Annotated in this window: 23 protein-coding genes; 10 read left to right on the top strand and 13 right to left on the bottom strand. The window is 44.0% G+C overall.

The window, feature by feature from the left end; all coding sequences use genetic code 11:
* Positions 1-27 precede the first annotated feature (27 nt).
* The 3 genes from ACED45_RS07995 to argR all read right to left on the bottom strand — a co-directional run bounded on the left by ACED45_RS07995 (position 28) and on the right by argR (position 4,644).
* Positions 28-2,607, bottom strand: a complete 2,580-nt coding sequence (locus ACED45_RS07995) for a TRAP transporter permease (protein WP_371713708.1) — start codon at positions 2,605-2,607, stop codon at positions 28-30.
* 255 nt (positions 2,608-2,862) lie between these two features.
* Positions 2,863-3,831, bottom strand: a complete 969-nt coding sequence (locus ACED45_RS07990; RefSeq protein WP_017061374.1) for a TAXI family TRAP transporter solute-binding subunit — start codon at positions 3,829-3,831, stop codon at positions 2,863-2,865.
* A 342-nt stretch (positions 3,832-4,173) separates the two neighbouring features.
* Complete coding sequence (gene argR / locus ACED45_RS07985; RefSeq protein ID WP_004740827.1) at positions 4,174-4,644, bottom strand: transcriptional regulator ArgR; 471 nt, start codon at positions 4,642-4,644, stop codon at positions 4,174-4,176.
* A 332-nt stretch (positions 4,645-4,976) separates the two neighbouring features.
* Here argR and mdh point away from each other — a divergent pair, with 332 nt between their 5' ends.
* Together mdh and ACED45_RS07975 are read left to right on the top strand one after the other, a co-directional pair.
* The gene (gene mdh, locus ACED45_RS07980) at positions 4,977-5,912 is read left to right on the top strand and encodes a malate dehydrogenase (protein ID WP_371713707.1); all 936 of its coding nucleotides are present in this window, start codon (positions 4,977-4,979) and stop codon (positions 5,910-5,912) included.
* A gap of 125 nt (positions 5,913-6,037) precedes the next feature.
* Positions 6,038-6,232, top strand: coding sequence for a hypothetical protein (locus tag ACED45_RS07975; protein WP_102432791.1), 195 nt, complete (start codon positions 6,038-6,040; stop codon positions 6,230-6,232).
* Between the two features lie 100 nt (positions 6,233-6,332).
* On the opposite strand, the gene ispB is transcribed toward ACED45_RS07975, so the two are convergent.
* Positions 6,333-7,304, bottom strand: coding sequence for an octaprenyl diphosphate synthase (ispB, locus tag ACED45_RS07970; RefSeq protein ID WP_048657974.1), 972 nt, complete (start codon positions 7,302-7,304; stop codon positions 6,333-6,335).
* Between the two features lie 268 nt (positions 7,305-7,572).
* On the opposite strand from ispB, the gene rplU reads away from it, so the two are divergent.
* The 6 genes from rplU (at position 7,573) to folA (ending at position 11,564) form a co-directional block, all read left to right on the top strand.
* Positions 7,573-7,884 (top strand): 50S ribosomal protein L21, encoded by a 312-nt coding sequence (gene rplU / locus ACED45_RS07965; RefSeq protein WP_004740823.1) that lies wholly within the window; start codon positions 7,573-7,575, stop codon positions 7,882-7,884.
* A 19-nt stretch (positions 7,885-7,903) separates the two neighbouring features.
* On the top strand, positions 7,904-8,161 hold the full coding sequence (gene rpmA / locus ACED45_RS07960; protein ID WP_004735905.1) for a 50S ribosomal protein L27: 258 nt from the start codon (positions 7,904-7,906) through the stop codon (positions 8,159-8,161).
* 305 nt (positions 8,162-8,466) lie between these two features.
* On the top strand, positions 8,467-9,639 hold the full coding sequence (gene cgtA / locus ACED45_RS07955; RefSeq protein WP_017061377.1) for an Obg family GTPase CgtA: 1,173 nt from the start codon (positions 8,467-8,469) through the stop codon (positions 9,637-9,639).
* 165 nt (positions 9,640-9,804) lie between these two features.
* Positions 9,805-10,572 carry a threonine/serine exporter family protein gene (locus tag ACED45_RS07950; protein WP_146490481.1) on the top strand — a complete coding sequence of 256 codons (768 nt, stop codon included), beginning with the start codon at positions 9,805-9,807 and terminating at the stop codon, positions 10,570-10,572.
* Positions 10,572-11,045 carry a threonine/serine exporter family protein gene (locus ACED45_RS07945; protein ID WP_017062945.1) on the top strand — a complete coding sequence of 158 codons (474 nt, stop codon included), beginning with the start codon at positions 10,572-10,574 and terminating at the stop codon, positions 11,043-11,045. The genes ACED45_RS07950 and ACED45_RS07945 overlap by 1 nt, the downstream gene beginning before the upstream one ends.
* Positions 11,046-11,084: 39 nt before the next feature.
* Positions 11,085-11,564, top strand: coding sequence for a type 3 dihydrofolate reductase (gene folA / locus ACED45_RS07940; RefSeq protein WP_146490482.1), 480 nt, complete (start codon positions 11,085-11,087; stop codon positions 11,562-11,564).
* Positions 11,565-11,642: 78 nt separating this feature from the next.
* Here folA and ACED45_RS07935 read toward each other — a convergent pair whose 3' ends face one another.
* The 6 genes from ACED45_RS07935 to lptD all read right to left on the bottom strand — a co-directional run bounded on the left by ACED45_RS07935 (position 11,643) and on the right by lptD (position 18,444).
* Positions 11,643-12,446 carry a symmetrical bis(5'-nucleosyl)-tetraphosphatase gene (locus ACED45_RS07935; protein WP_146490483.1) on the bottom strand — a complete coding sequence of 268 codons (804 nt, stop codon included), beginning with the start codon at positions 12,444-12,446 and terminating at the stop codon, positions 11,643-11,645.
* A gap of 29 nt (positions 12,447-12,475) precedes the next feature.
* The gene (apaG, locus tag ACED45_RS07930; protein WP_004735899.1) at positions 12,476-12,856 is read right to left on the bottom strand and encodes a Co2+/Mg2+ efflux protein ApaG; all 381 of its coding nucleotides are present in this window, start codon (positions 12,854-12,856) and stop codon (positions 12,476-12,478) included.
* Between the two features lie 88 nt (positions 12,857-12,944).
* On the bottom strand, positions 12,945-13,760 hold the full coding sequence (rsmA, locus tag ACED45_RS07925) for a 16S rRNA (adenine(1518)-N(6)/adenine(1519)-N(6))-dimethyltransferase RsmA (protein WP_017632191.1): 816 nt from the start codon (positions 13,758-13,760) through the stop codon (positions 12,945-12,947).
* Entirely contained in the window at positions 13,757-14,746 is a 990-nt protein-coding gene (gene pdxA, locus ACED45_RS07920) for a 4-hydroxythreonine-4-phosphate dehydrogenase PdxA (RefSeq protein WP_061019093.1), read from the bottom strand. Before pdxA ends, rsmA begins: the two co-directional genes overlap by 4 nt.
* Positions 14,736-16,031: a peptidylprolyl isomerase SurA gene (gene surA, locus ACED45_RS07915; protein ID WP_371713706.1), complete on the bottom strand. Its 1,296-nt coding sequence runs from the start codon at positions 16,029-16,031 to the stop codon at positions 14,736-14,738. The genes pdxA and surA overlap by 11 nt, the downstream gene beginning before the upstream one ends.
* A gap of 43 nt (positions 16,032-16,074) precedes the next feature.
* Positions 16,075-18,444, bottom strand: a complete 2,370-nt coding sequence (gene lptD / locus ACED45_RS07910) for an LPS assembly protein LptD (protein WP_371713705.1) — start codon at positions 18,442-18,444, stop codon at positions 16,075-16,077.
* A gap of 149 nt (positions 18,445-18,593) precedes the next feature.
* Between lptD and djlA the strand changes: the two genes are divergently transcribed.
* Both djlA and ACED45_RS07900 read left to right on the top strand, forming a co-directional pair.
* Positions 18,594-19,448, top strand: a complete 855-nt coding sequence (gene djlA, locus ACED45_RS07905; RefSeq protein ID WP_371713704.1) for a co-chaperone DjlA — start codon at positions 18,594-18,596, stop codon at positions 19,446-19,448.
* Between the two features lie 59 nt (positions 19,449-19,507).
* A complete protein-coding gene (locus tag ACED45_RS07900) occupies positions 19,508-20,053 on the top strand; it encodes a DUF924 family protein (protein WP_371713703.1) in 546 nt (181 codons plus the stop codon).
* A 97-nt stretch (positions 20,054-20,150) separates the two neighbouring features.
* Here the strand turns inward: ACED45_RS07900 and ACED45_RS07895 are convergent, their stop codons facing one another.
* The 3 genes from ACED45_RS07895 to leuC all read right to left on the bottom strand — a co-directional run bounded on the left by ACED45_RS07895 (position 20,151) and on the right by leuC (position 23,153).
* Positions 20,151-20,933, bottom strand: coding sequence for a DUF547 domain-containing protein (locus ACED45_RS07895; RefSeq protein WP_371713702.1), 783 nt, complete (start codon positions 20,931-20,933; stop codon positions 20,151-20,153).
* 190 nt (positions 20,934-21,123) lie between these two features.
* Positions 21,124-21,726 carry a 3-isopropylmalate dehydratase small subunit gene (leuD, locus tag ACED45_RS07890; RefSeq protein WP_371713701.1) on the bottom strand — a complete coding sequence of 201 codons (603 nt, stop codon included), beginning with the start codon at positions 21,724-21,726 and terminating at the stop codon, positions 21,124-21,126.
* A 14-nt stretch (positions 21,727-21,740) separates the two neighbouring features.
* Entirely contained in the window at positions 21,741-23,153 is a 1,413-nt protein-coding gene (leuC, locus tag ACED45_RS07885; protein WP_371713700.1) for a 3-isopropylmalate dehydratase large subunit, read from the bottom strand.
* Positions 23,154-23,190: the final 37 nt, after the last annotated feature.

Genomic DNA, 23,190 nt, shown 5'->3' with positions numbered 1-23,190 from the left:
GAGTAGAGCGCTACTTGGCTCTATCCATTACGCGCTAATCTCATCCTTACGAGCACGCCTTCTTTGGTTCATCGCTAAACCAATCAAAATCAGTAGGGCAGGTAAGAATACCCACTCTTTCATTGGTCGATCTGCATCTTGGATAACGGATTTAATTTCCCAATCAAAGTCAATGCCAGCGGCTTCTGCAGGGCTACCAAACTCAACCATATCAACAATCATCTTGTTGTCAGCTTGTGTCAGCATTAGGCCCATTGAAGCAATGCGGTCTTCACTTGTTGTCGCAGAATCTTCAAATGGAAGGCGGACTGTCTTCTCAGAATAGTTACCTTCTAAGTTTTCGCCACCTACTCTCAATTCAAGTGATTGTCCCACAGATAAATTTTCTGTGATTTGAGCGATCTCAACTCCTGGCGAAAGAACTTTCTCTGGATAAATCATGTCCCACCAGAAACCTGGGCGGAAGAAAGAGAAAGTCAGAACGATAAGCAGTATGGTTTCCCACCACTTGTTCTTAGTGAACCACCAACCTTGAGTTGCTGCTGCAAAGATAAGTACCGCAGTAACCGAAGAGAAAATCGTTAGCGCTAAATGCCACCAAGAATCAATGCCCATCAACAGTAGTTGGGTATTGAATATGAACATGAATGGTAAGATTGCGGTCCGGATATCGTAGGTAAAACCTTGAATACCTGTACGAATCGGGTCTGATTTCGCAATCGCTGCTGCGGCAAATGCTGCCAGACCTACCGGAGGTGTGTCATCCGCAAGAATACCGAAGTAGAACACGAATAAGTGCACCGCAATCAGTGGGATGATAAGACCGTGCGCAGCGCCCAGAGTAACAATTACCGGCGCCATTAGCGTTGATACAACGATGTAGTTTGCTGTGGTTGGTAAGCCCATGCCTAGGATCAAGCTGATTACCGCGGTGAATAGCAACATAAGAATGATGCTACCGCCTGAGATGAACTCAACGAAATCAGTCATTACAAGGCCGATACCCGTTAGAGTCACCACACCAACAACCGTACCTGCGGCAGCTGTCGCTACACCGATACCAATCATGTTACGTGCGCCTGAAACCAAGCTCTCTGCTAGATCAACGAAACCAGCTTTAGTTTGCTCTGCAAGATCGTCTGATTTGTTCATCAGAGTCATCAAAGGACGCTGAGTGATCAAAATGAAGATCATGAAGACGGTTGCCCAGAATGCAGATAGACCTGGCGAGAAACGTTCAACGGTTAGACACCAAACTAGCACTACGATAGGCAGTAGGAAGTGCAAACCAGATTTAATTGTTGGACCTGGATCTGGAACTTCTTTCAGGTCCGCATCGATTTCCATGCCGCCTTCAGCTGCGTATTTTGCTGATACGCGAACCAGAGCAACATAAGCGATCAATAGCGCCACAGTTACGATCGGTGTTGCAGCATCGCCAAATACATCTTTCGTCCAACCCACACCGTAGTAAACCGCGGCACTAATAACACATAGACCTAATATGGTGCCAGTGAAAGAGAGTAGGCTTTGTAAGATAGTTGGTGTGTGACGACGAGGTAAGCCGGTCATGCCAGCTTTACATGCTTCTAGGTGAACGATGTAAATCAGAGCTATGTAAGAGATCAGAGCTGGCAGTAGCGCCGCCTTGATAACTTCCACATACGAGATGCCCACATACTCAACCATCAAGAATGCCGCAGCACCCATGATCGGTGGCGTTAGTTGGCCATTGGTTGAAGCCGCAACTTCTACCGCACCTGCTTTTGTGCCCGGGAAACCAACACGCTTCATTAGCGGGATAGTAAAGGTACCTGTGGTTACCACGTTTGCAATAGATGAACCTGATACCAGACCAGATAACCCAGAGGCTACAACGGCTGCTTTTGCTGGGCCGCCTTTCATGTGACCAAGCAGAGAGAATGCAACCTTGATGAAGTAGGCACCAGCACCAGCGCGTTCTAGCATTGCACCAAACAGTACAAACAAGAATACGAATGACGTTGATACGCCAAGAGCAACACCGAATACACCTTCCGTTGTTAGCCACAGGTGCGACATTGCCTTGTTCAGGCTTGCACCTTTATGGGCGATAACGTCTGGCATGTGTGGACCGCCAAAGGTGTAAAGTAGGAATACTGCCGCCACAACCATAAGAGGTGGACCTAAAGCGCGTCGTGTTGCTTCAAGCAGTAAAACCATGCCGAATACAGCAGCAACAATATCGAATGTTGTTGGTGCGCCCGAACGACCGGCAAGTTCAGTGTAGAAAATATAGATATAAGAAGCTGAAAAACTACCTACTAGCGCCAATATCCAGTCGACTGCAGGAATGCGATCCCGAGGCGAGTTCTTCATAGCTGGATAAGCGGTAAAGGCTAGGAAAATAGCAAACGTAAGGTGAATTGCTCGAGCTTCAGTGTCGTTTAAAATTGCGAAGTTAAAAATGAACGGCAGCGGAGATGCATACCAAAGTTGGAACAGTGACCAACATAGAGGCACAAACCATAAAATACGGCCTTGGATACCACGAGGGCTACGCGCACCAGTATCTGATTGTGCCACCATTTCTTGCACATCTGGAGACGGTGATGTTGTCTGCGTCATGTACTTTATCCTTATTATTGATGGTCTGCCTTTTCTTACGAACAACCAAACGTTATTTATTTCCTATCTAGTGTAGTGAATGGATAGGGAAATGCGTTCTTTGTTCGTCTTTGTCTTAGGCTTGATACGAAGGTAAGTCCTCCAAATTGGAGAAACTTAAAGGGTTGCTCTTTTCACTTAAGTTATTTTTATAAAACGTGAAAAGCCAATAAGGAGGGCTAGCCTCCTTATTGGTGTAGTAGGCTTAAAGTAGAATTACTTTAGAAGGCCCACTTCTTTGTAGTATTTTGCTGCGCCTGGGTGAAGAGGGATAGAGATACCCGCTTTAACCATGTCTTCTTTTTTCAGGTTCGCAAATGCTGGATGTAGGCGTTTGAAAGTGTCAAAGTTTTCAAATACTGCCTTAGCAACGTTGTATGCAACTTCTTCAGAAACGTCTGAAGTTGTTACCATTGTTGCTGCAACACCGAAGCTGTTTACGTCAGCGTCAGTACCACGGTACATGCCAGCAGGAACTGTGCTGTAAGCGTAGTATGGGTTTTCAGCTACGATCTTGTCGATCTGTGGACCCGTTGCTGAAACCAGTTTTGCATCACAAGACGTTGTTGCTTCTTTGATTGATCCGTTCGGGTGACCAACCATGTAGATAAATGCATCAATCTTGTTATCACAAAGTGCTTGTGAACGCTCAGAACCTTTAAGTTCAGAAGCAAGCTTGAAGCTGTCGTTCGTCCAACCCATTGCGTCCATTACAACACCCATCGTTGCACGGTCACCAGAGCCTGGATTACCAATGTTTACGCGCTTACCAGCTAGGTCAGAAACATTGTTAATGCCAGCATCGGTACGAGCGATGATGTTGAACGGTTCTGTATGTAGAGAGAACATAGCGCGAAGTTTCTTGTATTCGCCCTGATCTTTGAACTTACTTGTACCGTTGTAGCCGTGGTATTGCCAGTCCGATTGAACAACACCGAAATCTAGTTCACCAGCACGGATGGTGTTAACGTTGTAGATTGAACCACCAGTAGACTCTACAGAACAACGAATGTTGTGGTCTTTGCGGCCCTTGTTCACTAGTTTACAAATTGCACCACCAGTCGGGTAGTAAACACCCGTCACTGAACCAGTACCAATTGTGATGAACTCTTGAGCGTTAACAGCGCCAGCGCCCATTACAGCAGCTGCAATAGCACCAACTTTAATAAGTTTGGTAAATGCCATGAATTTCCCTTCCTTTATTCATTATTAACCCTGAAACAAGTGTAGTCGTTTCTGGAGTTTCCTATTTGGAAACGGCACCTTTTTCAATCCATGTGATGAAAAAGTGGCTGAATAATATCAAAAATTGGCAGAAAATTACTCGAATGTTAAAAGATATAGCTAAAAAATCTAACAAATGATGTCTAGATCTCGTGTTTAATTTGCTACTGAGTTTTTTAAAATCAATGATTTAGTGTAATTTCGGGAAGGGTGTATGGATATTCTAGGATGTGATTTGGATCACGAAGCGAATAGATGTTCGTGATCCATTAGTAAGGCTGATAGTTATGAAACAGTGAGCAATTATCCTGCGTATTCAAACAGTTCGCACACAGAATCAAACAGTTGCTTAGTGGTAACCGATAACGTTGGAGTAATAAAGATAGTGTCATCACCCGCGACCACACCCAGTATGCCTTCCGACTTACCTAGTGAGTCTAATAAGCGAGCGATAAGCTGAGCTGCACCAGGGCCAGTGTGTATCACAACTAATGCATTGTTGTGGTCAATATCTAGTACTAATTCTCGTAAAGAGCTAGAAACTGTCGGAACACCCAGTTCAGCAGGAAGACAGTAAACCATCTCCATTTTTGCGTTACGAGTTCGAACGGCACCAAACTTGGTTAACATACGCGAGACTTTAGACTGGTTGATGCTTTCAAAACCTTCGTGTTTTAGGGCATCTACAATTTCGCCTTGTGAGCCAAAACGTTCTTCTTTTAGTAAGGCTTTAAATGCACGAACTAAGTTGTCTTGCTTTTCTGTATTGCGCATATGTCATTCTTATTCATTAACAAAGATGTTTGCATATTCTCGCATACATATTCAATTTTAGCCAAAACATCCCTGTAATTTGTTAGTCATATCACTGTAAATATTTAATAGAATAATGTGTTATTTGCGACGACTTATTTTGTTATTTCAGTCGATTATCGCCATAATGCGAACTTGCTGTGTAGCACGGTTTTATTGACTTGCGCGAAGTCGCAAAGCTAGCGTTAATTGATTGTAATCACTTTGTGATTAATATAGTTTTTTAACTTAGATTTAGCTCAAGAATTACCCTACAAAGAATCTATAAGAGAAAGCTCTCAAGGAGAATAACAATGAAAGTAGCTGTTATTGGTGCCGCTGGTGGCATCGGTCAAGCCCTAGCCCTACTACTTAAGAACCGCCTACCTGCTGGTTCAGATCTTGCACTTTACGACATCGCTCCGGTAACACCGGGTGTTGCTGCCGATCTTAGCCATATCCCAACGCCTGTTTCGATCAAAGGTTACGCGGGTGAAGATCCAACACCAGCACTAGAAGGTGCGGATGTTGTACTTATTTCAGCGGGTGTTGCTCGTAAGCCTGGTATGGATCGTGCGGATCTTTTCAATGTGAACGCTGGCATTGTTAAGTCTCTTGCAGAGAAAATCGCAGTTACTTGTCCTACTGCTTGTGTTGGTATCATCACTAACCCAGTAAACACAACAGTGCCAATCGCAGCTGAAGTACTCAAGAAAGCAGGTGTTTACGATAAGCGTCGCCTATTCGGTATTACGACTCTTGATGTGATTCGTTCTGAAACGTTCGTTGCTGAACTAAAAGATAAAGATCCAGGCGACATCCGTGTTCCTGTTATCGGCGGTCACTCAGGCGTAACGATCCTTCCTCTGCTTTCTCAAGTTGAAGGCGTAGAGTTCACTGATGAAGAAATTGCAGCGCTAACGACTCGCATCCAAAATGCAGGTACTGAAGTAGTAGAAGCTAAAGCTGGCGGCGGCAGTGCGACACTGTCTATGGGTCAAGCGGCTTGTCGTTTCGGTCTTGCTCTAGTGAAAGCGCTTCAAGGTGAAGAGAACGTGATTGAATGTGCATACGTTGAAGGTGAAGGCGAACACGCACCATTCTTCGCTCAGCCAGTTAAGCTAGGTAAAGAGGGCGCAGAAGCGATCCTTAGCTACGGTGAACTGAGCGACTTCGAGCGTAACGCTTTAGAAAGCATGCTTGAAACACTAAATGGCGATATTGAGATTGGTGTTGAGTTCGCTAAGTAAGCGATACAGCATTTAACTCAATTTAAAATTGCTAATAAATGCCGGTCATTATGATCGGCTTTTTTGATCCTTGGATTTGCCTCGTTCGTAAATAGTGTTTTAGAGATGAAAGTGGGGCAGCAGTTATGAGTCGTATTCAAAAAGGAATGAACGTCCATTTCCATTTAGGTAGATTGGGAAAGATCCTCGTTATAGATGAGCAAGAGCAATTTGCGCTGGTTGAGTCATACAATAGCCACGAGCAGTACGCAGTGCCGCTGGAAGAGATAGAAGAAGTCGAAGCTCAACTTCCGTTGTCGTTAGAGTCGAGTCGTTATTGACAGTGGATTTGAAAAGATTTTCGTGAGGATCAAAAAAAGAGCCCTGAGGCTCTTTTTTATTATCTATGTAATGTCGCTATATAGAAGACAGTCTACAAAGTTACTTGCTGCGTTTAACAGCCAAGTGTGCAAGTGTGGTTAGTGCTTGCTTATATTCAGAGTCAGGCAGTACAGAAAGCTCAGCAATCGCTTTGTCGGCTTCTTCATAGGCTTTATTAGTCGTGTACTCTAATGAGCCTGTGTCTTTCATCACCGCCATAATGTCGTCGAGACGTTCCATGCCGTTCGCTTTCTCAATTGCTTCACGAATCATGCTTGCTTGTTCAGGAGAACCATTGTGCATTGCATATAGTAAAGGCAGCGTTGGTTTGCCTTCAGCAAGGTCGTCACCAACGTTCTTGCCCATCTCTTTACCATCAGCAGTGTAGTCCATCACATCGTCAATCAGTTGGAATGCGGTGCCTAGGTATTTACCGTAGTTTTGCATTGCCGTTTCGATTTCTGGTGATGATTCGCTAAGGATGGCACCGATTTGTGTTGCGGCTTCAAACAGGCGAGCGGTCTTAGAGTAGATCACTTGCATGTAGCTTTCTTCAGTGGTGTCTGGGTTGTTGCAGTTCATTAACTGTTGAACTTCACCCTCGGCAATCACGTTTACTGCTTCACTCATTAGTTCAAGGATCTTTAAGGATCCTAGCGTTGTCATCATTTGGAATGAGCGAGTATAAATAAAGTCACCCACCAAAACGCTAGCAGCATTACCAAAAGCTGCGTTGGCTGTCGCTTTACCGCGTCTCATGTCCGATTCGTCGACGACATCATCATGAAGTAGGGTTGCTGTGTGAATAAACTCGATAAAGGCTGCAGAGGTGATATGAGCTTCACCTTGGTAACCAAGTGCGCGAGCAGATAAAAGAGCAAGCAAAGGGCGTAGGCGTTTGCCACCGCCGCTAACGATATAAAAACCAAGCTGGTTGATTAAACTTACGTCAGAATTAAGTTGGGCTTGAATTGTTTCATTCACTTTTGCCATATCATTGGCAGTAAGCGTTTGGATAGCTTTAAAATCCATTGTTCATCCGGCTGAAGTTAGACCCTGTAAGGCTTATACGTTGTATTTAATTGTTGAATAATACACTAAAAAACGTTGATTAATACATCGCTAAAGGGCATGATTGCCGCACTTTTCTTTGGCGAACAGGTTTTCGCCAATTTTTTAAAAATATGGCTTGTCATAGCGCCATGATTCCCGTAGAATCTGCGCCCTATTGATTAGTTTAGCGCACACCCGAGTTGTACAATTAACAACCATAGGCTGTGCGGAAAAAGCGGAGTAAAATATGTACGCTGTTTTCCAATCTGGTGGCAAACAACACCGAGTAAGCGAAGGTCAAACACTTCGTTTAGAGAAATTAGACGTTGAAACTGGTGCAACTGTAGAATTTGATAAAGTTCTTCTTGTTGCTAACGGCGAAGAAATCGCTGTTGGTGCACCTCTTGTTGAAGGTGGCAAGGTTACTGCTGAAGTAGTACAACACGGTCGTGGCGATAAAGTAAAAATCGTTAAGTTCCGTCGTCGTAAGCACTCGCGTAAGCAAGCTGGTCACCGTCAGTGGTTCACTGAAGTGAAAATCACTGGCATTAACGCTTAAGTATTAGGAGAGTTTAACAATGGCACATAAAAAAGCTGGCGGTTCTACTAATAACGGCCGCGATTCAGAAAGCAAACGTCTTGGTGTTAAGCGTTTTGGTGGTGAATCTGTTCTTGCAGGTAACATCATCGTTCGTCAACGTGGTACTAAGTTCCACGCTGGCACAAACGTTGGCATCGGTAAAGACCACACTCTTTTCGCTCTTACTGAAGGTAAAGTGAAATTTGCTGTTAAAGGTCCTAAAAACCGTAAGTTTGTAAGCATCGAAGCTGAGTAATTTAATCTTTAACTAGATTATTTTATTAGCTTTCAAGCTGAATTCAAAAGCCCTGCCGATTCGGCAGGGTTTTTTATTTATAGCAAGAATAAAAAAGCAGACGCTCTGGCTTTAATTTTTAATAAGCAGTTTGGTTTTTAAGAAACCATTTGTTTTTTAAGAAAAAGAAAGCAAAGAACCTCTCCTTATTTGTTCCTTGGTTGCAGGTCGGCCTAGATCTTAGGTGATCGATCTAAACACGGATCTGCTAGAATTTATATCACTCCTTGATGAGTGGTAACGCAACGTAAGTGCGGAGTTAAAAAATGAAATTCGTTGATGAAGCGGTAGTAAAAATAGAAGCCGGTGATGGCGGTAATGGTACAGTTAGCTTTTGGCGCGAAAAATTCGTCGCTAAAGGTGGCCCTGACGGCGGTGACGGCGGTGACGGTGGTGATGTTTACATCCAAGCGGATGAGAACTTGAACACACTGATCGATTATCGTTTCCAACGCTTTTACAACGCAGAGCGTGGTGAGAACGGTCGCGGTGGTAACTGTACTGGTAAACGTGGTAAAGACATTACACTGAAAGTACCTGTAGGTACTCGTGCGGTTGATATCCATACCAACGAAATCGTTGCTGAAGTTGCTGAACACGGTAAGAAAGTAATGGTTGGTAAAGGTGGTTGGCACGGTCTTGGTAACACGCGTTTTAAATCGTCTGTTAACCGTGCACCTCGTCAAAAGACAATGGGTACTAAAGGTGAAGTTCGCGAACTGCGTTTAGAGCTTCTTCTATTAGCTGACGTTGGTATGCTTGGCCTACCAAACGCAGGTAAATCTACTTTTATTCGTTCAGTATCTGCTGCGAAACCAAAAGTGGCTGATTACCCGTTCACTACCTTGATCCCAAGCTTGGGCGTGGTAAGTGTCGTCCCTGAAAAGAGCTTCGTCGTTGCCGATATCCCTGGTCTAATCGAAGGCGCAGCTGATGGCGCAGGCCTTGGTATTCGTTTCCTTAAGCACCTTGAGCGTTGTCGTGTTCTTCTGCATATGATCGATATTATGCCGATCGATCAGTCTGATCCTATTCAGAATGCTCTAACGATCATTGATGAGCTTGAGCAATACAGTGAAAAAGTTTCACAGAAACCTCGTTGGTTAGTGTTCAACAAAGTTGACCTAATGCCTGAAGACGAAGCAGACGAAAAGATTCAAGAAATCATCGATGCTTTGGGTTGGGAAGGCGAGTACTTCAAGATCTCTGCTGTGAACAAAATCGGCACCAAAGATCTTTGCTTCAAACTAGGTGAGTTTATGGAAAACCTACCTCGTGAAGTTGTAGAAGTTGAAGAAGAAGAAAAAGTAGACTTTATGTGGGATGACTACCATAAAGATGCGATGAGCGGTAAGAATGTCGTCACTGAAGATGACGATGACTGGGACGATTGGGATGACGAAGAAGATGACGGTCATGTTATCTATGTTCGTGACTAATCCTCTTAGTTTCTCATAACGCATCGGTCGCTTCTTACAAGTACACTGATAGTTTTATTAAACCGCAATGAAAATTGCGGTTTTTTTGTATCTAAATCATTATGTACAGTCGGATTTTAATGCAGAATTTATTTCTAGAAATTTAACGCCTATGGGAAGGAAATCATGGCACTAAAGCAAAGAGCGATCTCAAGACTTGTCGCTCAATCAGGACAAATGTTACTGGCACACGGAGCTGAAAGTACACTGGTCGGCGATATTATGCGCCGTATCGGCATTGCTTGTGGGGTGAATGAGGTTGAAGTCGCACTGTCAGCCAATGCGCTCGTTGTCACTACCGTGATGAATGATCACTGTATTACCACCACACGAAGCTGTGCTGATCGTGGCATTAACATGCAAGTGATCACTGACATTCAGCGAATTTGCATCATGATGGAGAAGGGAATTCTCGATTATGAATTAGCATATAAAAAGATTCAAAACATCAGCCCTGAACGCTACAACCGTTGGCTAGTGGTTGTGATGATAGGGTTATCGTGCGCTTCTTTTAGCCGTCTTGCGGGCGGAGATTGGCAGGTATTCATGATGACTTTTATTGCTTCAGCCTGTGGCATGATCGTCAGACAAGAAGTTGGCCATCGTCATTTCAATCCTTTATTAAATTTTGCGATCACCGCATTCGTTACCACTACCATCTCTGCTCAAGCAGTACTTTACAATATTGGCGGTCAACCCACGATCGTGATGGCTTCATCAGTATTGATGCTAGTACCAGGCTTTCCTCTGATTAACTCTGTTGCTGATATGCTCAAAGGTCACATTAATATGGGGTTAGCGCGCTTTACCATGGCCAGCTTATTAACTCTGGCAACGAGCTTGGGTATTGTTGCAGCGATGAGTTTATCTGATGTTTGGGGATGGGCGAGCTAATGAGTATTTTCGAACTGTTTTTAGGTTTGCTCAATGATATGTTTTTCGCCGCGATTCCTGCGGTTGGATTCGCATTGGTGTTTAACGTCCCACAGCGCGCGTTAATTTATTGTGCATTAGGAGGCTCTATTGGTCACGGTAGCCGTTACCTGATGATGCACTTTGGTATTCCAATCGAATGGGCGACATTTTTCGCCGCGACTGTAGTTGGTATGATAGGGGTTCATTGGTCACATAAACTGTTAGCGCATCCTAAAGTATTTACGGTTGCTGCCTTGATTCCTATGGTCCCAGGCGTGTTTGCCTTCAAGGCAATGATTGCTATGGTAGAGATTAACAGAGCTGGCTACACTCCCGAGTTACTGGCAATGTTGATGGAGAACTTTTTGAAATCAATGTTCATTATCGCTGGACTAGCGGTTGGCTTAGCTGTACCTGGGCTGTTATTCTACCGACGCAGACCTATCGTCTAGCATCAAATCTCTCTCAGTTAAGGACAGGACTTTCGATTTATGATCATCAGTATGATTGCAGCAATGGCCAATAACCGTGTAATAGGTAAAGACAACCAGATGCCTTGGCACTTGCCTGCGGATTTTGCATGGTTCAAGCGCTCAACTATGGGTAAGCCTGTAGTCATGGGGCGTAAAACCTATGATTCGATCGGTCGTCCTTTACCTGGCCGATTAAACGTTGTGATTAGCCGTGATGAGAGCTTAGAGATCGAAGGGGTGACAACGGTTACTTCTATTGAAAAAGCTCTGGATCTCGTTAGTGATGTTGAAGAGGTGATGATCATCGGTGGTGGTTCAATCTATGAAAGCTGCCTACCTAAAGCAGACAAGTTGTACCTGACCTATATCGATTTTGATGTTGATGGCGACACTCAATTCCCAGACTGGGGAGAGGGTTGGAAACAAAGCTTTAATGATACTTATCAAGCGGATGAGAAAAACAAACACAATATGGAGTTTGTGATTCTCGAGCGTTAACTGTGGTTATTAAGAGTTAGGCTTTGAAAAATGCTTGCGTTACTGTACCCAGCAGCGCAAGCATTCGTATCTCTGTTTCTATAGCGCTTTTTGAGTAAAAAACTGTTTATCTTCCCAGCGAAGTGCGGTTAAGTCTCCTCCCCAAACGCAGCCAGTATCAAGTCCAATCACGTCTTTTCCGTTATAGCCTTCAAGTGCAGCCCAGTGTCCAAAAACAACGGTTTTATCGAGCTTTATGCGTTGTGGAAGGTCAAACCACGGTACTAATGGTTCATCGGTAATTTCATTGGGTGGTAGCTTACATGCCATGTCGAGTCGACCATCTTCAAAACAGAAGCGCATTCTTGTTAGGCTATTGATTGCATAGCGATAGCGCTCAATATCATGTAAATCCTGATGCCATAAATCAGGCGTGTTGCTGTACATGTTTTCGATAAGCCATTGCCATCTGTCTGACTTCAGCAAGGATACTATCTCTCGATTTTCGATACGTGCTGTTTCTATGCTCCATTGCGGTGAGATACCCGCATGGCACATCACGAACTCCGGGTGTTCCTGAAGCAAAGGTTGTTGCCTTAACCATTCGAGTAGTAATTCACGATCTTCAGCATCAAGAATCGCTTGAGTCTTATCTTTTGGTTTCGCTGGAAATAGCCCTAAGGACACCGCCAGAAGGTGTAAGTCGTGGTTGCCTAATACAACCTTAGCTGCGTCACCAAGGCTACGAATAAAGCGTAGAGTTTCCAATGATTTTGGGCCTCGAGCGACTAGGTCTCCAGCTACCCATAAGGTATCTTGGTGTTTATCAAAGTTAATAACTTCAAGCAGTAATTGAAGTTCGTCGAAGCACCCTTGGATGTCTCCGACAATATAATTCGACACAATAATTTCCTGTAGAGACGGATGTACGGCTAATTAAGAATATTAGGGATTGCGAGTCTGAATGGGTCAACTTCGGTAATAAAATCAATGCCCTTGTTATCGGTCATCACATAGTGACCTTGCATAACGCCAACAGGGGTTTCGATGACAGTGCCACTTGTGTAGGTGTATTCGTCGTTGGCTTCAATCACGGGTTGTTGCCCAACCACGCCATCACCTTCAATGGTGAGCTGCTTGCCGTTAGAGTCGGTAATTAACCAGCGGCGAGACATCAGCTGCACCGTTGTTTTACTTAGGTTTTTGATGGTTATGATGTAGGCGAAGACGTAACGGTTCTTCGTTGGCTCAGATTGCTCCTCTATGTATTTAGAGTGAACCTGGCATTTGATACAAGGCGTAGATATATCCATATTCGCACCTTTTGTTGTTGGTATACTTAATGTAATTAAAGTATTACATAAAAAAGGCTCCTAACCGAAGTGTAGGAGCCTTTTTTATTTATTTATCAGCGTTGTGACTGTCGTGCAGCCAGTTTGCCATGTCGACAAACTGCTCGAGCGTTAAGTTTTCAGGACGCATACTTGGGTTGATACCAAGTTCTTCAAGTACTTCCTTATCAATTAAGCTCTTGTAGCAGTTACGAACGGTTTTACGACGTTGGTTAAAGCCTTCACGACAAACACGATCTAACCATTTTAGATCTTTTGCTGGGTAAGGTAACACTTCGTATGGCTGCAAGCGTACAACTGCTGAGTCTACTTTCGGTGGCGGAACGAAAGCCGTTGGTGGCACTTCCAGTACTGGTGTTACTTTGCAGTAGTATTGAGCCATTACAGTAAGACGACCGTAAGCTTTGCTGCCAGGACCTGCAGCCAAACGGTTAACCACTTCTTTTTGAAGCATAAAGTGCATGTCTTGCACGTCTTTATGGAATTCAAAAAGGTGGAACATCAATGGTGTAGAGATGTTATATGGCAAGTTACCAAAGATGCGTAGCTTATTGTTTGGCTTAACGAGCTCTTGGAAGTCGAACTTCATCGCATCGCCTTCGCGGATTGTTAGCTTATCAGCCAAATCCGGATGGTTACGAAGACGCTCTGCAAGGTCTCTATCCAATTCGATAACGGTAAATTTATCGACAAGCTTACCCACAGGCTCAGTAATAGCGCCTAGACCAGGGCCGATCTCTACTAGATTTTGACCTGGTAGTGGGTTAATGCTCGATACGATGCCATCAATAATGTATGGATCGTTAAGGAAGTTTTGACCAAAACGTTTACGCGCTTTGTGTCCTAAGTGGACATCATTTCTCATTGCTTTTTCTCTACTAATTCAATGGCGTGCGTGAGCGCTGTTCTAAAGCTCCCTGTATCGGCTTGGCCTTTCCCTGCCAAGTCTAAGGCGGTACCGTGGTCGACTGATGTGCGAATAAACGGTAAGCCAAGCGTGATGTTCACTGAGCGACCAAACCCTTTGTATTTCAATACCGGGAGTACTTGGTCGTGATACATACCTAAAACAGCATCTGCATCTTGCAAATATTTTTCATTAAAGATGGTGTCTGCTGGCAATGGGCCAACTAAATTGATGCCATCTTTTTGGCGAATTTTTTCTAGCGTCGGGGTGATGGTTTCTATTTCTTCACGCCCTAAGCAACCATCTTCACCAGCATGTGGATTCAAGCCACACACGTAGATAGTTGGTTTCTCAATAGCAAATTTTTCAACCAAGTCTTTATTCAGAATAGCAATAATTTGCTCTAATCTGTCTTCGGTCACTGCTTGAGATACATAAGCTAGTGGGATGTGCGTTGTTACGAGAGCAACACGCAGCCCTTCAGTTGCCAACATCATCACTACCAGTGGTGTATTGGACTTCTCTGCAAAGAACTCGGTATGGCCACTAAAAGCAACGCCAGCTCGGTTAATTACACCCTTGTGAACAGGGCCGGTGACAATAGCATCAAATTCATCATTCATACAGCCAATTGCTGCGGTTTCTAAAGTATTTAATACGTAATGGCCATTAGCCTCGTTGAGTTGGCCCGCAATTGCCATTTCAGCAAGTGGAATGTGTTTCACTACTAGTGTGCCAGCACGTTGAGGTTGCTTAGCCGCGTTTGCGTCGTAATCTAGCAGATCCACTTCGATACCAAGCACTTTAGCTCGTTCAGCTAGCAGTGTCTTATCGGCACAGACTACAAGTTGATGAGGCCAGCTTTCTTGAGATAGAGCCAGAGTCAGATCTGGACCTATCCCCGCGGGCTCTCCTGCAGTTATGACAATACGTTTAGTTGTCATCTTGGTCGTCCTCAACCATTTCCACAAAGGCACTTGCTCTCACTTCTTGTAGCCAAGCACCAGCTTCTTCGTTGAATTTACGGTTAAATAGAATTTGGTAAGCTTTATTTTTCAAAGCTGAATCAGTACGGTCTACTTCGCGACGGTCTAGTACTTCAACAATGTGCCAACCGTGCACGGTTTTGAATGGCGCACTGATCTTACCTTCGGGTAGTGTTTCTACTTGGTGTTTGAACTCTGGTACATACAAATCTGGCGTTTGGTAACCTAGCTCACCGTCTTGTACTGCAGAACCTGGGTCTTGGCTGTATTGCTGAGCAAGGTCGCCAAAGCTCGCTTCACCTGCGTTGACACGACGAGTGATTTCTTCAAGTTGCTCTTTGGCACCGTCATCACTCAAGATGACCGTTGGCTTAATCAGGATATGACGAGCATTAACTTCCGTTACCGCTACGGTTTCTAAGCCTTTCACATCTTCAATTTTTAGAATATGGAAACCAACGCCGCTTCGGAAAGGACCTATGATGCTGCCTTTATTTTGCATTTTGATTTGATCAGCAAAGATGGTCGGCATCTCTTCTTTGCGCATCCAACCCCAATCACCACCTTGTAGTGCTTTAGGACCTTTAGAGTAAGTATATGCCATGGTGCTAAAATCTTTGCCTGAGTTCAGTTCTTCGACAAGTTCTTTAGCTTGGGCTTCTAGCTCTTCTTTGGTTTGGTCATCATTGAAGCGAAGTTGAATGTGTCCAATCTTGTATTGAACGGTTGCGTTACTCTCTTGCGCTAAGATATCCGCTAGGTTATCGACCTCTGCAGGAAGGATGTTAATACGACGGCGAACTAGAGCATTGCGAGCCTCACTTGCCGCAATTTCTTTTCTTACTTGCTCTCGAAATGCATTGTAGCTAAGGCCTTCTTCAGCAACCGATGCGGTAAGTTGTTCTACCGTTTGGTTGTTGTCTTTGGCGATACCTTCAATAGCTTGATCAAGTCGAGCATCATCAATACGAACACCGATACGTTCCGCTTCTTGAGTCTGAATAGTATCGATGATCAGTTTTTCAAGCACTTGCTCGTTGAGCACGTCTTGTGATGGCAGTGTTTGACCGCTTTTTTTAGCGTTTGCACGCAGCGTCTTCATAGAAGCATCGATGTCACTTTGTAAGATAACGCCTTCGTTAACGATAACTTTTACGCTGTCTAGCTCGATCGGCGCTGCATAGCTTGTTGATAAAGTACAAGCTGCTGCAATGGCAATTAATGTGCGTTTCCACAATGTCATGTGTAATCCTTTAAATTTACTGATGTCTTATCAGTAAAGAAAATTAGTTGTTTAAGAAGAATGGGCGACCGTAGCTTAGCGAGTTGTCGGAGCTGCTATCCCCAACTGCTCCAGAGTCAGAACCAATGTTGGTACCAAAGCCTACAATACCGAAGTTAACGCTGAAGTTATTTTCATATTCAGGCGTAGTATTTGGATTACTAATGTTGTTTGTCAAACGGTTACTATAAGTAAAGCCGATGTACCAACAATCCGATTTGTAGTTTAAACGAGCTAACCACTCTAGATCTTCTTGTGTGGTTAAGTCATAGAAATATTGAGCACTGGTATTCCACTTTGGCGAAATTTGGTAGGCTCCGAGTAGACCTGCTTGTGAGATACCATCCCTCGTAATTGATGATACGTCAAAATCTACAGTTTCATTTATGTACTCTTCTGTTACATAGCGATAGTTGGTTTGTATGTAACCACCAGCAAAGCGGTATTCAAGTGTACTATTCGCTAATTGCATCGAAGATGAGTCAATATCGTATTGCACGCCACCATGGTAGAACAGGTAGTCATCATAGTTGAAGTCCATTTCTATAGCCCAAGACGAATAATTAGTTTTGTTATTAGATCCTTCACTGCTCAGGGTTTGTTTTGTATCTTTATCAAAATAGAATATTTGACCAAATGATATATTTAGTCTTTCTTTGTATTCGTCATCAAAGAAACGAGATGAAGCCCCATAACTGACTTGGTTTGCCGCGGCAATACGATCTACACCACTGTATTTTCGACTTCTAAATAAGCCGTAATAATCTGTTTGTAATAGTGTTGTATCGTACAGACCAATGTCGCTTTGATCTTGCTCAGGAACATATAAATACTGAACTTGTGGCTCTAGCGTTTGAGTGTAATTGCCAACAATTGTTGTATCGCGTTCAAGAACGATACCAGCATGACTTCTAAACTCTGGAATTACGCGAGATACCGTATCTTCAAGACCGTAGTATGGGTTATCGACTAAGTTGCCTGATGAGTCACGTATTTGTTTCTCGGTTGTATTAACCCCGGATAGATCTTGCTGGTAGTACGTACCAAGCAAACGAGCTTCTGTCGTCCAAGTACCCCAAGTATTGCCAACTGGGATCGTAATACCTGGTTCCACGTGGACTCGGGTAGCTGATGGTTTTCCTGTTGCGTCGGTATCAAATAGTGACACATGGCTGATCATGTCGAAATCTAAATACTTCATTACCTCAGGAGCGTAGTAATTGTATTCAAGCTGAGGCATCAGACGGTAAGGTAGGTTGTCTTCTTCAGTTAGAACTTGGAAGTCTCGGACTAGTACTGAGGCATCCCAGTTTTGGGAACGATAGGTTGCTTTACCCTCTTGAAGTAACTGACCATCTTCACGGTTACCGATATCACTTGAACTCACCTCAGTGAAGTACTTTGTGTCACTCACTTTTGAGTAATCAACCTCAAACAACCATGACTCTTGGAAAATCCCTGTATGCTCTAGCTGAGCGCCCCAGCGGTCACCTTTCTCTTTGAACTTCTTATCATCAGGTAGGTATTCAGACTTAATGCTACCGGAGCCGAAATCGCTCAAGTAACGGAATTTACTGTTCAGTTGTGTGCCACGCTCTTGCATGTACTTAAAAGTGGTTTCTAAGTCGTAGTTTGGTGCTAAGTTCCAATAAACAGGGATTTCAGCTTCAAAGCCATCACTTGAACCGTATGACACGGTTGGGTACAGGAAACCTGTTTTACGTGTATCGCCAATAGGGACAGTTAGATAAGGCAGATAGAAAACTGGAACGCTCTGGATTTCAAAGCGTGGGTTATAAAAGGTCGCTTGCTCTTCGTCTTGGTCGACATCGATACTCGATGCTCTTAGACGCCAAGCGTTGTCACCAATCGGGCAAGAGGTAATCGAGCCATCTTCAATCTCATAAACCGCTTTACCTGTTTTTGCGATATAAACCGCATCTCCGCGACCTGGTTCGCAAAGAAATTCGTAATCGGTATTTTCTAACGTCATCTCATCGCTAGTCAGATTGTTGGTTGCTCTATCTGATACTGACTTGATTTGACCGTCACTAAAGTTTACGTTGCCTTCAGCTACAACGATATTTTCTTGTTGGTGTAGGGTTACGTTATCAGCAAGGATGGTCTTGTTCCCTTGCGTAACTCTTACGTCACCTGAATATATAGCCTTGTCACCATTGATAGCTTCTAAGCGATCTGACTCAACGTGTGCGGGTAGCTGTGTCTCGTTTTCTGCAGCGGGTTCGATCAAGCATTGATCTATAGAGGGCATTTCCTGCACACTACTATTGGTGATTGTTTCAGCTTGAGTTGTCGACACGTATAACGCCGTACTTATAGACGCGGCTAACAAGGTGCGGGAAAAAGATTGCATGAAGTTGAACTATCCTGTGTCACTAGATGAAGGGTTGATCTAGTATCAATCCAATTAATAAAGCATTTTCCTTATGATAAAGGAAATATTAGCATTCAGCATCATCAGACAGCATTACTCAGATAAAATTCATAGATAGAGAACACATAATGCAAATATTTGGCAAAATTTTGGGCGCGTTTTTTGGCTTTTTATTTGGAGGGCCGCTCGGTTTAGTTTTTGGTCTGTTTTTAGGACATCAATTCGATAAAGCTCGCCGATTGAACCAATCTGGATTCAATAGCTCTGGTTTTGGTCGAGGGCCAAGTCAAGCAGAAAGACAGAGTGAGTTTTTTAAATCCGCTTTTGCGGTTATGGGACATGTTGCTAAAGCGAAGGGGCAAGTAACACCAGAAGAGATTCAGCTTGCTTCTACCATGATGGAGCGCATGAACCTACATGGAGAGCAACGTAAAGCGGCGCAAGATGCTTTTCGTGACGGTAAAGAGAGTGACTTCCCGCTGAGCGATGTACTTGAGCGAGTGAAAATCTCATCGGGTGGTCGTTTTGATCTTCTACAGTTCTTTCTTGAGTTGCAAGTATCTGCTGCATTTGCTGATGGGAGCTTGCATCCAAGTGAGCGTCAGGTCTTGCATAAGATAGCTCAAGGTCTAGGGTTTTCTGCAGAGCAATTAGAACGCCGCTTGCAGATGCAAGAAGCTGCATTCCGTTTCCAACAGCAAGGCGGAAGCTTTGGTGGTCATCAAGGCCATGGGCAATCATCAGGTTGGCAACAGGCTTCACAGCAGAATCAGCTTGGCGATGCTTTTAAGGTACTAGGTGTGAGTGAGAGTGCCGACGGTAAAGAGGTCAAGAAAGCTTATCGTAAGCTGATGAATGAGCACCACCCAGATAAACTGATGGCGAAGGGCTTGCCTCCAGAGATGATGAATGTTGCGAAAGAGAAATCGCAAGAGATTCAAAATGCTTATGACCTGATAAAAAAAGTTAAAGGTTTTAAGTAATCGAACACTAAAGCGAGTCATGACATTAAATGACTCGCTTTTTTATTAAAGGGAATTATATGACGGTGACGTATCAGGATGTTCTAGAGTTTTGGTTCGATGAGTTGACGCCTAAAGATTGGTTTACTGGCGGCGCCGAGCTTGACTCTTTGATAGAGTCTCGATTTTCTGAACTGCACAAAACTGCGACTCAAGGTGAGCTGTTTGAATGGCGACAAAACGCACAAGGGCGATTGGCAGAGATTATCGTGCTTGATCAGTTTTCTCGAAATATTGGTAGAAACAGTCCGGCAGCTTTTTCGGCTGATCCGATGGCGTTGGCTCTAGCGCAAGAGGCGGTAGCGGGTGGTTTTGACCACCAACTTAACGAGCAACAAAAAAGTTTCCTGTATATGCCTTATATGCACAGTGAGTCTTTGTTGGTCCATGAACAAGCCGTGGAGCTCTTTTCTCAAACGGGATTAGAACATAATTTGGATTTTGAGTTTAAGCACAAGATTATCATTGAGCGATTTGGTCGCTATCCGCACCGAAATGAAGTGTTAGGACGAACTTCGACTCCTGAAGAGGTTGAATTCTTGCAGCAGCCAGGTTCAAGTTTCTAGTTTTAGAATTCAGTGAAATAGATGAAAAGAGGCTAGTGGTTGATAAAACCCTAGCCTCTTTTTTGTTTTGCTTTAGTTATGAAGTTTAGCGTTAGAGCTAGTTAGCTTGGTTGAGCGACCAGTCGTAGTCATAACTGATATTTTGAGTATTGGTTACTGCTTCTGTTCGATATTGGTCTAAGTGCTGAATGAGTTGTTTCTCCGTACCAAAATCCACAGCAAACCAATCGTAAATCGATGATAGCTGAAGCTTATTATTTGTAACCAGCACGCCTTTGTCACTGTTTACAAACTCATGAGCAGCTTGCTCTAGCAAGGTTTCAGTATTGTCAGAGGTAAAAGCATCAGGCTGCAAGTTAGGGCAACTTAGGCTGGCACAGTTCACTGCATAATGCGTGCGTGGATCTTGCCAAATCGGTCTTAGGATTCGATGTTCAATATCGTTGAGTGTCAGTGACTTACCGTTAACGCCTACCACATCATCTCCCCACGGCCCGAAACTAAATAGTCCGCCAAGTTTAGTGATGGATTTTATCGGGTAGGCATCAAGAATCAAATCGACAGTCACGGCGTTGTATAGGTTAACCCAATAGGCATACTGCTCCGCTTTTGAATAGTCGAGCGGATTAACTTGTTCGAGTTGCTTGATGTATTGCTTGAGCTTTTTTTTATCGGCAGTGTTCACTGCTTTATAGCGAACTAGGGTATTTTGCCCTTGTTTAACTAGGTAGTTATCGAGAAATTGCTGCCAATCTTGGTGAGATATTTGTTCTAGATTGGTTTCATTGCTTTGATTCCAGTACCGCCAAAGATCGGATTTAGGCGCAGACCAAACTAAGGTTGAGAAAAGTAGGCTGACAATAAAAAGTAGTTGTTTCATGGCATTCTCCTGATGACTGACTACTAAGACCTTATGGCTTACCATTTTCTTTCATGGCTCTTCAGTTAAATAACGAACTTAGTCAAATAAAGAAGAAGTTTAATAATGATATTCAGCTAAATAAAAAAGGTTGGCACTAGGCCAACCTTTTATGTCTACAGAAACTGTGTGATTCTATTTCAAGACTTCTTTATTTCAGGAAGCTAGGAATCTTAGCTTCAAACTCTGAGATCTTATCAGCATGTTGAAGTGTAAGGCCGATATTATCTAAACCATTCAGTAAGCAATGACGGCGGAACTCATCAATTTCAAACGAGTACTGTTTACCATTTGCGCTCACTTTCATTGCTTCTAGATCAACGGTGATTTCTGCGCCTTCATTTGCTTCAACGAATTGGAATAGCTCATCCACTTCTTGCTCAGTCAATCGAACCGGCACCATTTGGTTGTTGATCGAGTTACCGTAGAAAATGTCGGCAAAGCTTGGTGCGATCATTACTTGGATACCGTAATCGGCAAGTGCCCAAGGTGCGTGTTCACGAGATGAACCACAACCAAAGTTTTCACGAGCTAGAAGAATTGAAGCGCCTTGGTAGCGTTCTTCATTCATTACAAATTCAGGGTTTGGTTGTTGGCCTGCATCGTCTAGGAAGCGCCAATCGTGGAACAAGTGTTTACCAAAACCGATGCGGTTTACTTTCTGTAGAAACTGCTTTGGAATGATCGCATCAGTATCGATGTTGGCCGTATCTAGAGGAACGACTAATCCGGTGTGTTGTTGAAAACCTGACATGTTAAATCCTCTAATTAAAGTTCACGAATATCGACAAAGTGACCAGCGATAGCTGCTGCGGCTGCCATTGCTGGGCTAACTAGGTGCGTACGACCATCACGGCCTTGGCGACCTTCAAAGTTACGGTTTGATGTAGAAGCACAGCGCTCTTGTGGACCTAGACGGTCGTTGTTCATTGCAAGACACATAGAACAGCCTGGTAAGCGCCATTCAAAGCCGGCTTCGATGAAGATCTTATCTAGGCCTTCAGCTTCAGCTTGTGCTTTAACTTGCTCTGAACCCGGAACGATAAGCGCTTGAACATGTTTCGCGACTTGACGGCCTTTCGCTACCGCTGCTGCTGCACGCATGTCTTCGATACGAGAGTTAGTACAAGAACCTACGAAGACTTTATCGACGTTGTAATCCGATAGCGACTTACCCGCTTCAAGACCCATATAAGCCAGAGCTTTTTCTGCAGATGCCTTTTCAACAGGGTCTGCGAAGCTTTCTGGTGCAGGGATTGGTGTGTCTACCGAGATAACCTGACCTGGGTTGGTTCCCCATGTGACTTGCGGTTTGATGTCTGCCGCTTCTAGCGTGACAACAGCATCGAACTCTGCGTCAGCATCGGTTTTCAATGTGTCCCAGTATTCAATTGCCGCTTCTAAGTCTTCCCCTGCTGGAGAGAACTTACGACCTTTGATGTACTCGTATGTCGTTGTATCTGGAGCAATTAAGCCAGCTTTCGCACCAAGCTCAATTGCCATGTTACATACCGTCATACGACCTTCCATCGTAAGGTCTGTAATTGCCTCACCACAGAATTCAACCACGTAGCCAGTACCGCCAGCCGCTGTTGTTTTACCGATGATCGCTAGCACGATGTCTTTTGCAGTGATACCCGGAGCAACCTTACCTTTTACTTCGATCTTCATGGTTTTAGCGCGAGCTTGTTTTAGCGTTTGCGTTGCTAGAACGTGCTCCACTTCAGAAGTACCGATACCGAATGCTAAAGAACCGAATGCACCGTGTGTTGCTGTGTGTGAGTCACCACATACGATGGTCATGCCCGGCAGAGTAATACCTAGCTCTGGGCCCATTACGTGCACAATACCTTGGTATTTGTGGTTTAGATCGTAAAGCGTGACACCAAATTCTTCACAGTTTTTCGATAGCGTTTCCATTTGGATACGAGCCATCTCACCAGAAGCGTTGATGTCTTTCGTTTGTGTCGATACGTTGTGATCCATGGTCGCAAAAGTTTTGCCTACTTGGCGAACTTTACGGCCTTTTTCACGCAGGCCATCAAAGGCTTGTGGCGAGGTTACTTCATGGACTAAGTGGCGATCGATATAAAGAATTGGTGTTTCGCCCTTCGCTGCAACCGCAACGTGAGCGTCATAAACTTTTTCGTATAAGGTTTTTGCTTGCTGGTTTGTCGACATAGCTTTTCTTCCTTGGGAGCATCAGTCCCAGTGTTTG

Source organism: Vibrio crassostreae (genome assembly GCF_041439375.1).
GTDB classification, from domain to species: Bacteria; Pseudomonadota; Gammaproteobacteria; order Enterobacterales; family Vibrionaceae; genus Vibrio; species Vibrio crassostreae_D.
Note: the sequence above shows the minus strand (reverse complement) of the source record. Positions and strands in the feature narration are given on the sequence as shown.

Coding starts and splice junctions, on each gene's coding strand:
- cgtA (WP_017061377.1), top strand. CDS start 8,467: ATGAAATTCGTTGATGAAGCGGTAGTAAAAATAGAAGCCGGTGATGGC.
- leuC (WP_371713700.1), bottom strand. CDS start 23,153: ATGTCGACAAACCAGCAAGCAAAAACCTTATACGAAAAAGTTTATGAC.
- ACED45_RS07995 (WP_371713708.1), bottom strand. CDS start 2,607: ATGACGCAGACAACATCACCGTCTCCAGATGTGCAAGAAATGGTGGCA.
- rpmA (WP_004735905.1), top strand. CDS start 7,904: ATGGCACATAAAAAAGCTGGCGGTTCTACTAATAACGGCCGCGATTCA.
- rplU (WP_004740823.1), top strand. CDS start 7,573: ATGTACGCTGTTTTCCAATCTGGTGGCAAACAACACCGAGTAAGCGAA.
- apaG (WP_004735899.1), bottom strand. CDS start 12,856: ATGGATATATCTACGCCTTGTATCAAATGCCAGGTTCACTCTAAATAC.
- rsmA (WP_017632191.1), bottom strand. CDS start 13,760: ATGAGAAATGATGTCCACTTAGGACACAAAGCGCGTAAACGTTTTGGT.
- mdh (WP_371713707.1), top strand. CDS start 4,977: ATGAAAGTAGCTGTTATTGGTGCCGCTGGTGGCATCGGTCAAGCCCTA.
- lptD (WP_371713705.1), bottom strand. CDS start 18,444: ATGCAATCTTTTTCCCGCACCTTGTTAGCCGCGTCTATAAGTACGGCG.
- argR (WP_004740827.1), bottom strand. CDS start 4,644: ATGCGCAATACAGAAAAGCAAGACAACTTAGTTCGTGCATTTAAAGCC.
- ispB (WP_048657974.1), bottom strand. CDS start 7,304: ATGGATTTTAAAGCTATCCAAACGCTTACTGCCAATGATATGGCAAAA.
- ACED45_RS07895 (WP_371713702.1), bottom strand. CDS start 20,933: ATGAAACAACTACTTTTTATTGTCAGCCTACTTTTCTCAACCTTAGTT.
- ACED45_RS07990 (WP_017061374.1), bottom strand. CDS start 3,831: ATGGCATTTACCAAACTTATTAAAGTTGGTGCTATTGCAGCTGCTGTA.
- leuD (WP_371713701.1), bottom strand. CDS start 21,726: ATGTCAGGTTTTCAACAACACACCGGATTAGTCGTTCCTCTAGATACG.
- ACED45_RS07945 (WP_017062945.1), top strand. CDS start 10,572: ATGAGTATTTTCGAACTGTTTTTAGGTTTGCTCAATGATATGTTTTTC.
- folA (WP_146490482.1), top strand. CDS start 11,085: ATGATCATCAGTATGATTGCAGCAATGGCCAATAACCGTGTAATAGGT.
- djlA (WP_371713704.1), top strand. CDS start 18,594: ATGCAAATATTTGGCAAAATTTTGGGCGCGTTTTTTGGCTTTTTATTT.
- ACED45_RS07900 (WP_371713703.1), top strand. CDS start 19,508: ATGACGGTGACGTATCAGGATGTTCTAGAGTTTTGGTTCGATGAGTTG.
- surA (WP_371713706.1), bottom strand. CDS start 16,031: ATGACATTGTGGAAACGCACATTAATTGCCATTGCAGCAGCTTGTACT.
- ACED45_RS07975 (WP_102432791.1), top strand. CDS start 6,038: ATGAGTCGTATTCAAAAAGGAATGAACGTCCATTTCCATTTAGGTAGA.
- ACED45_RS07950 (WP_146490481.1), top strand. CDS start 9,805: ATGGCACTAAAGCAAAGAGCGATCTCAAGACTTGTCGCTCAATCAGGA.
- pdxA (WP_061019093.1), bottom strand. CDS start 14,746: ATGACAACTAAACGTATTGTCATAACTGCAGGAGAGCCCGCGGGGATA.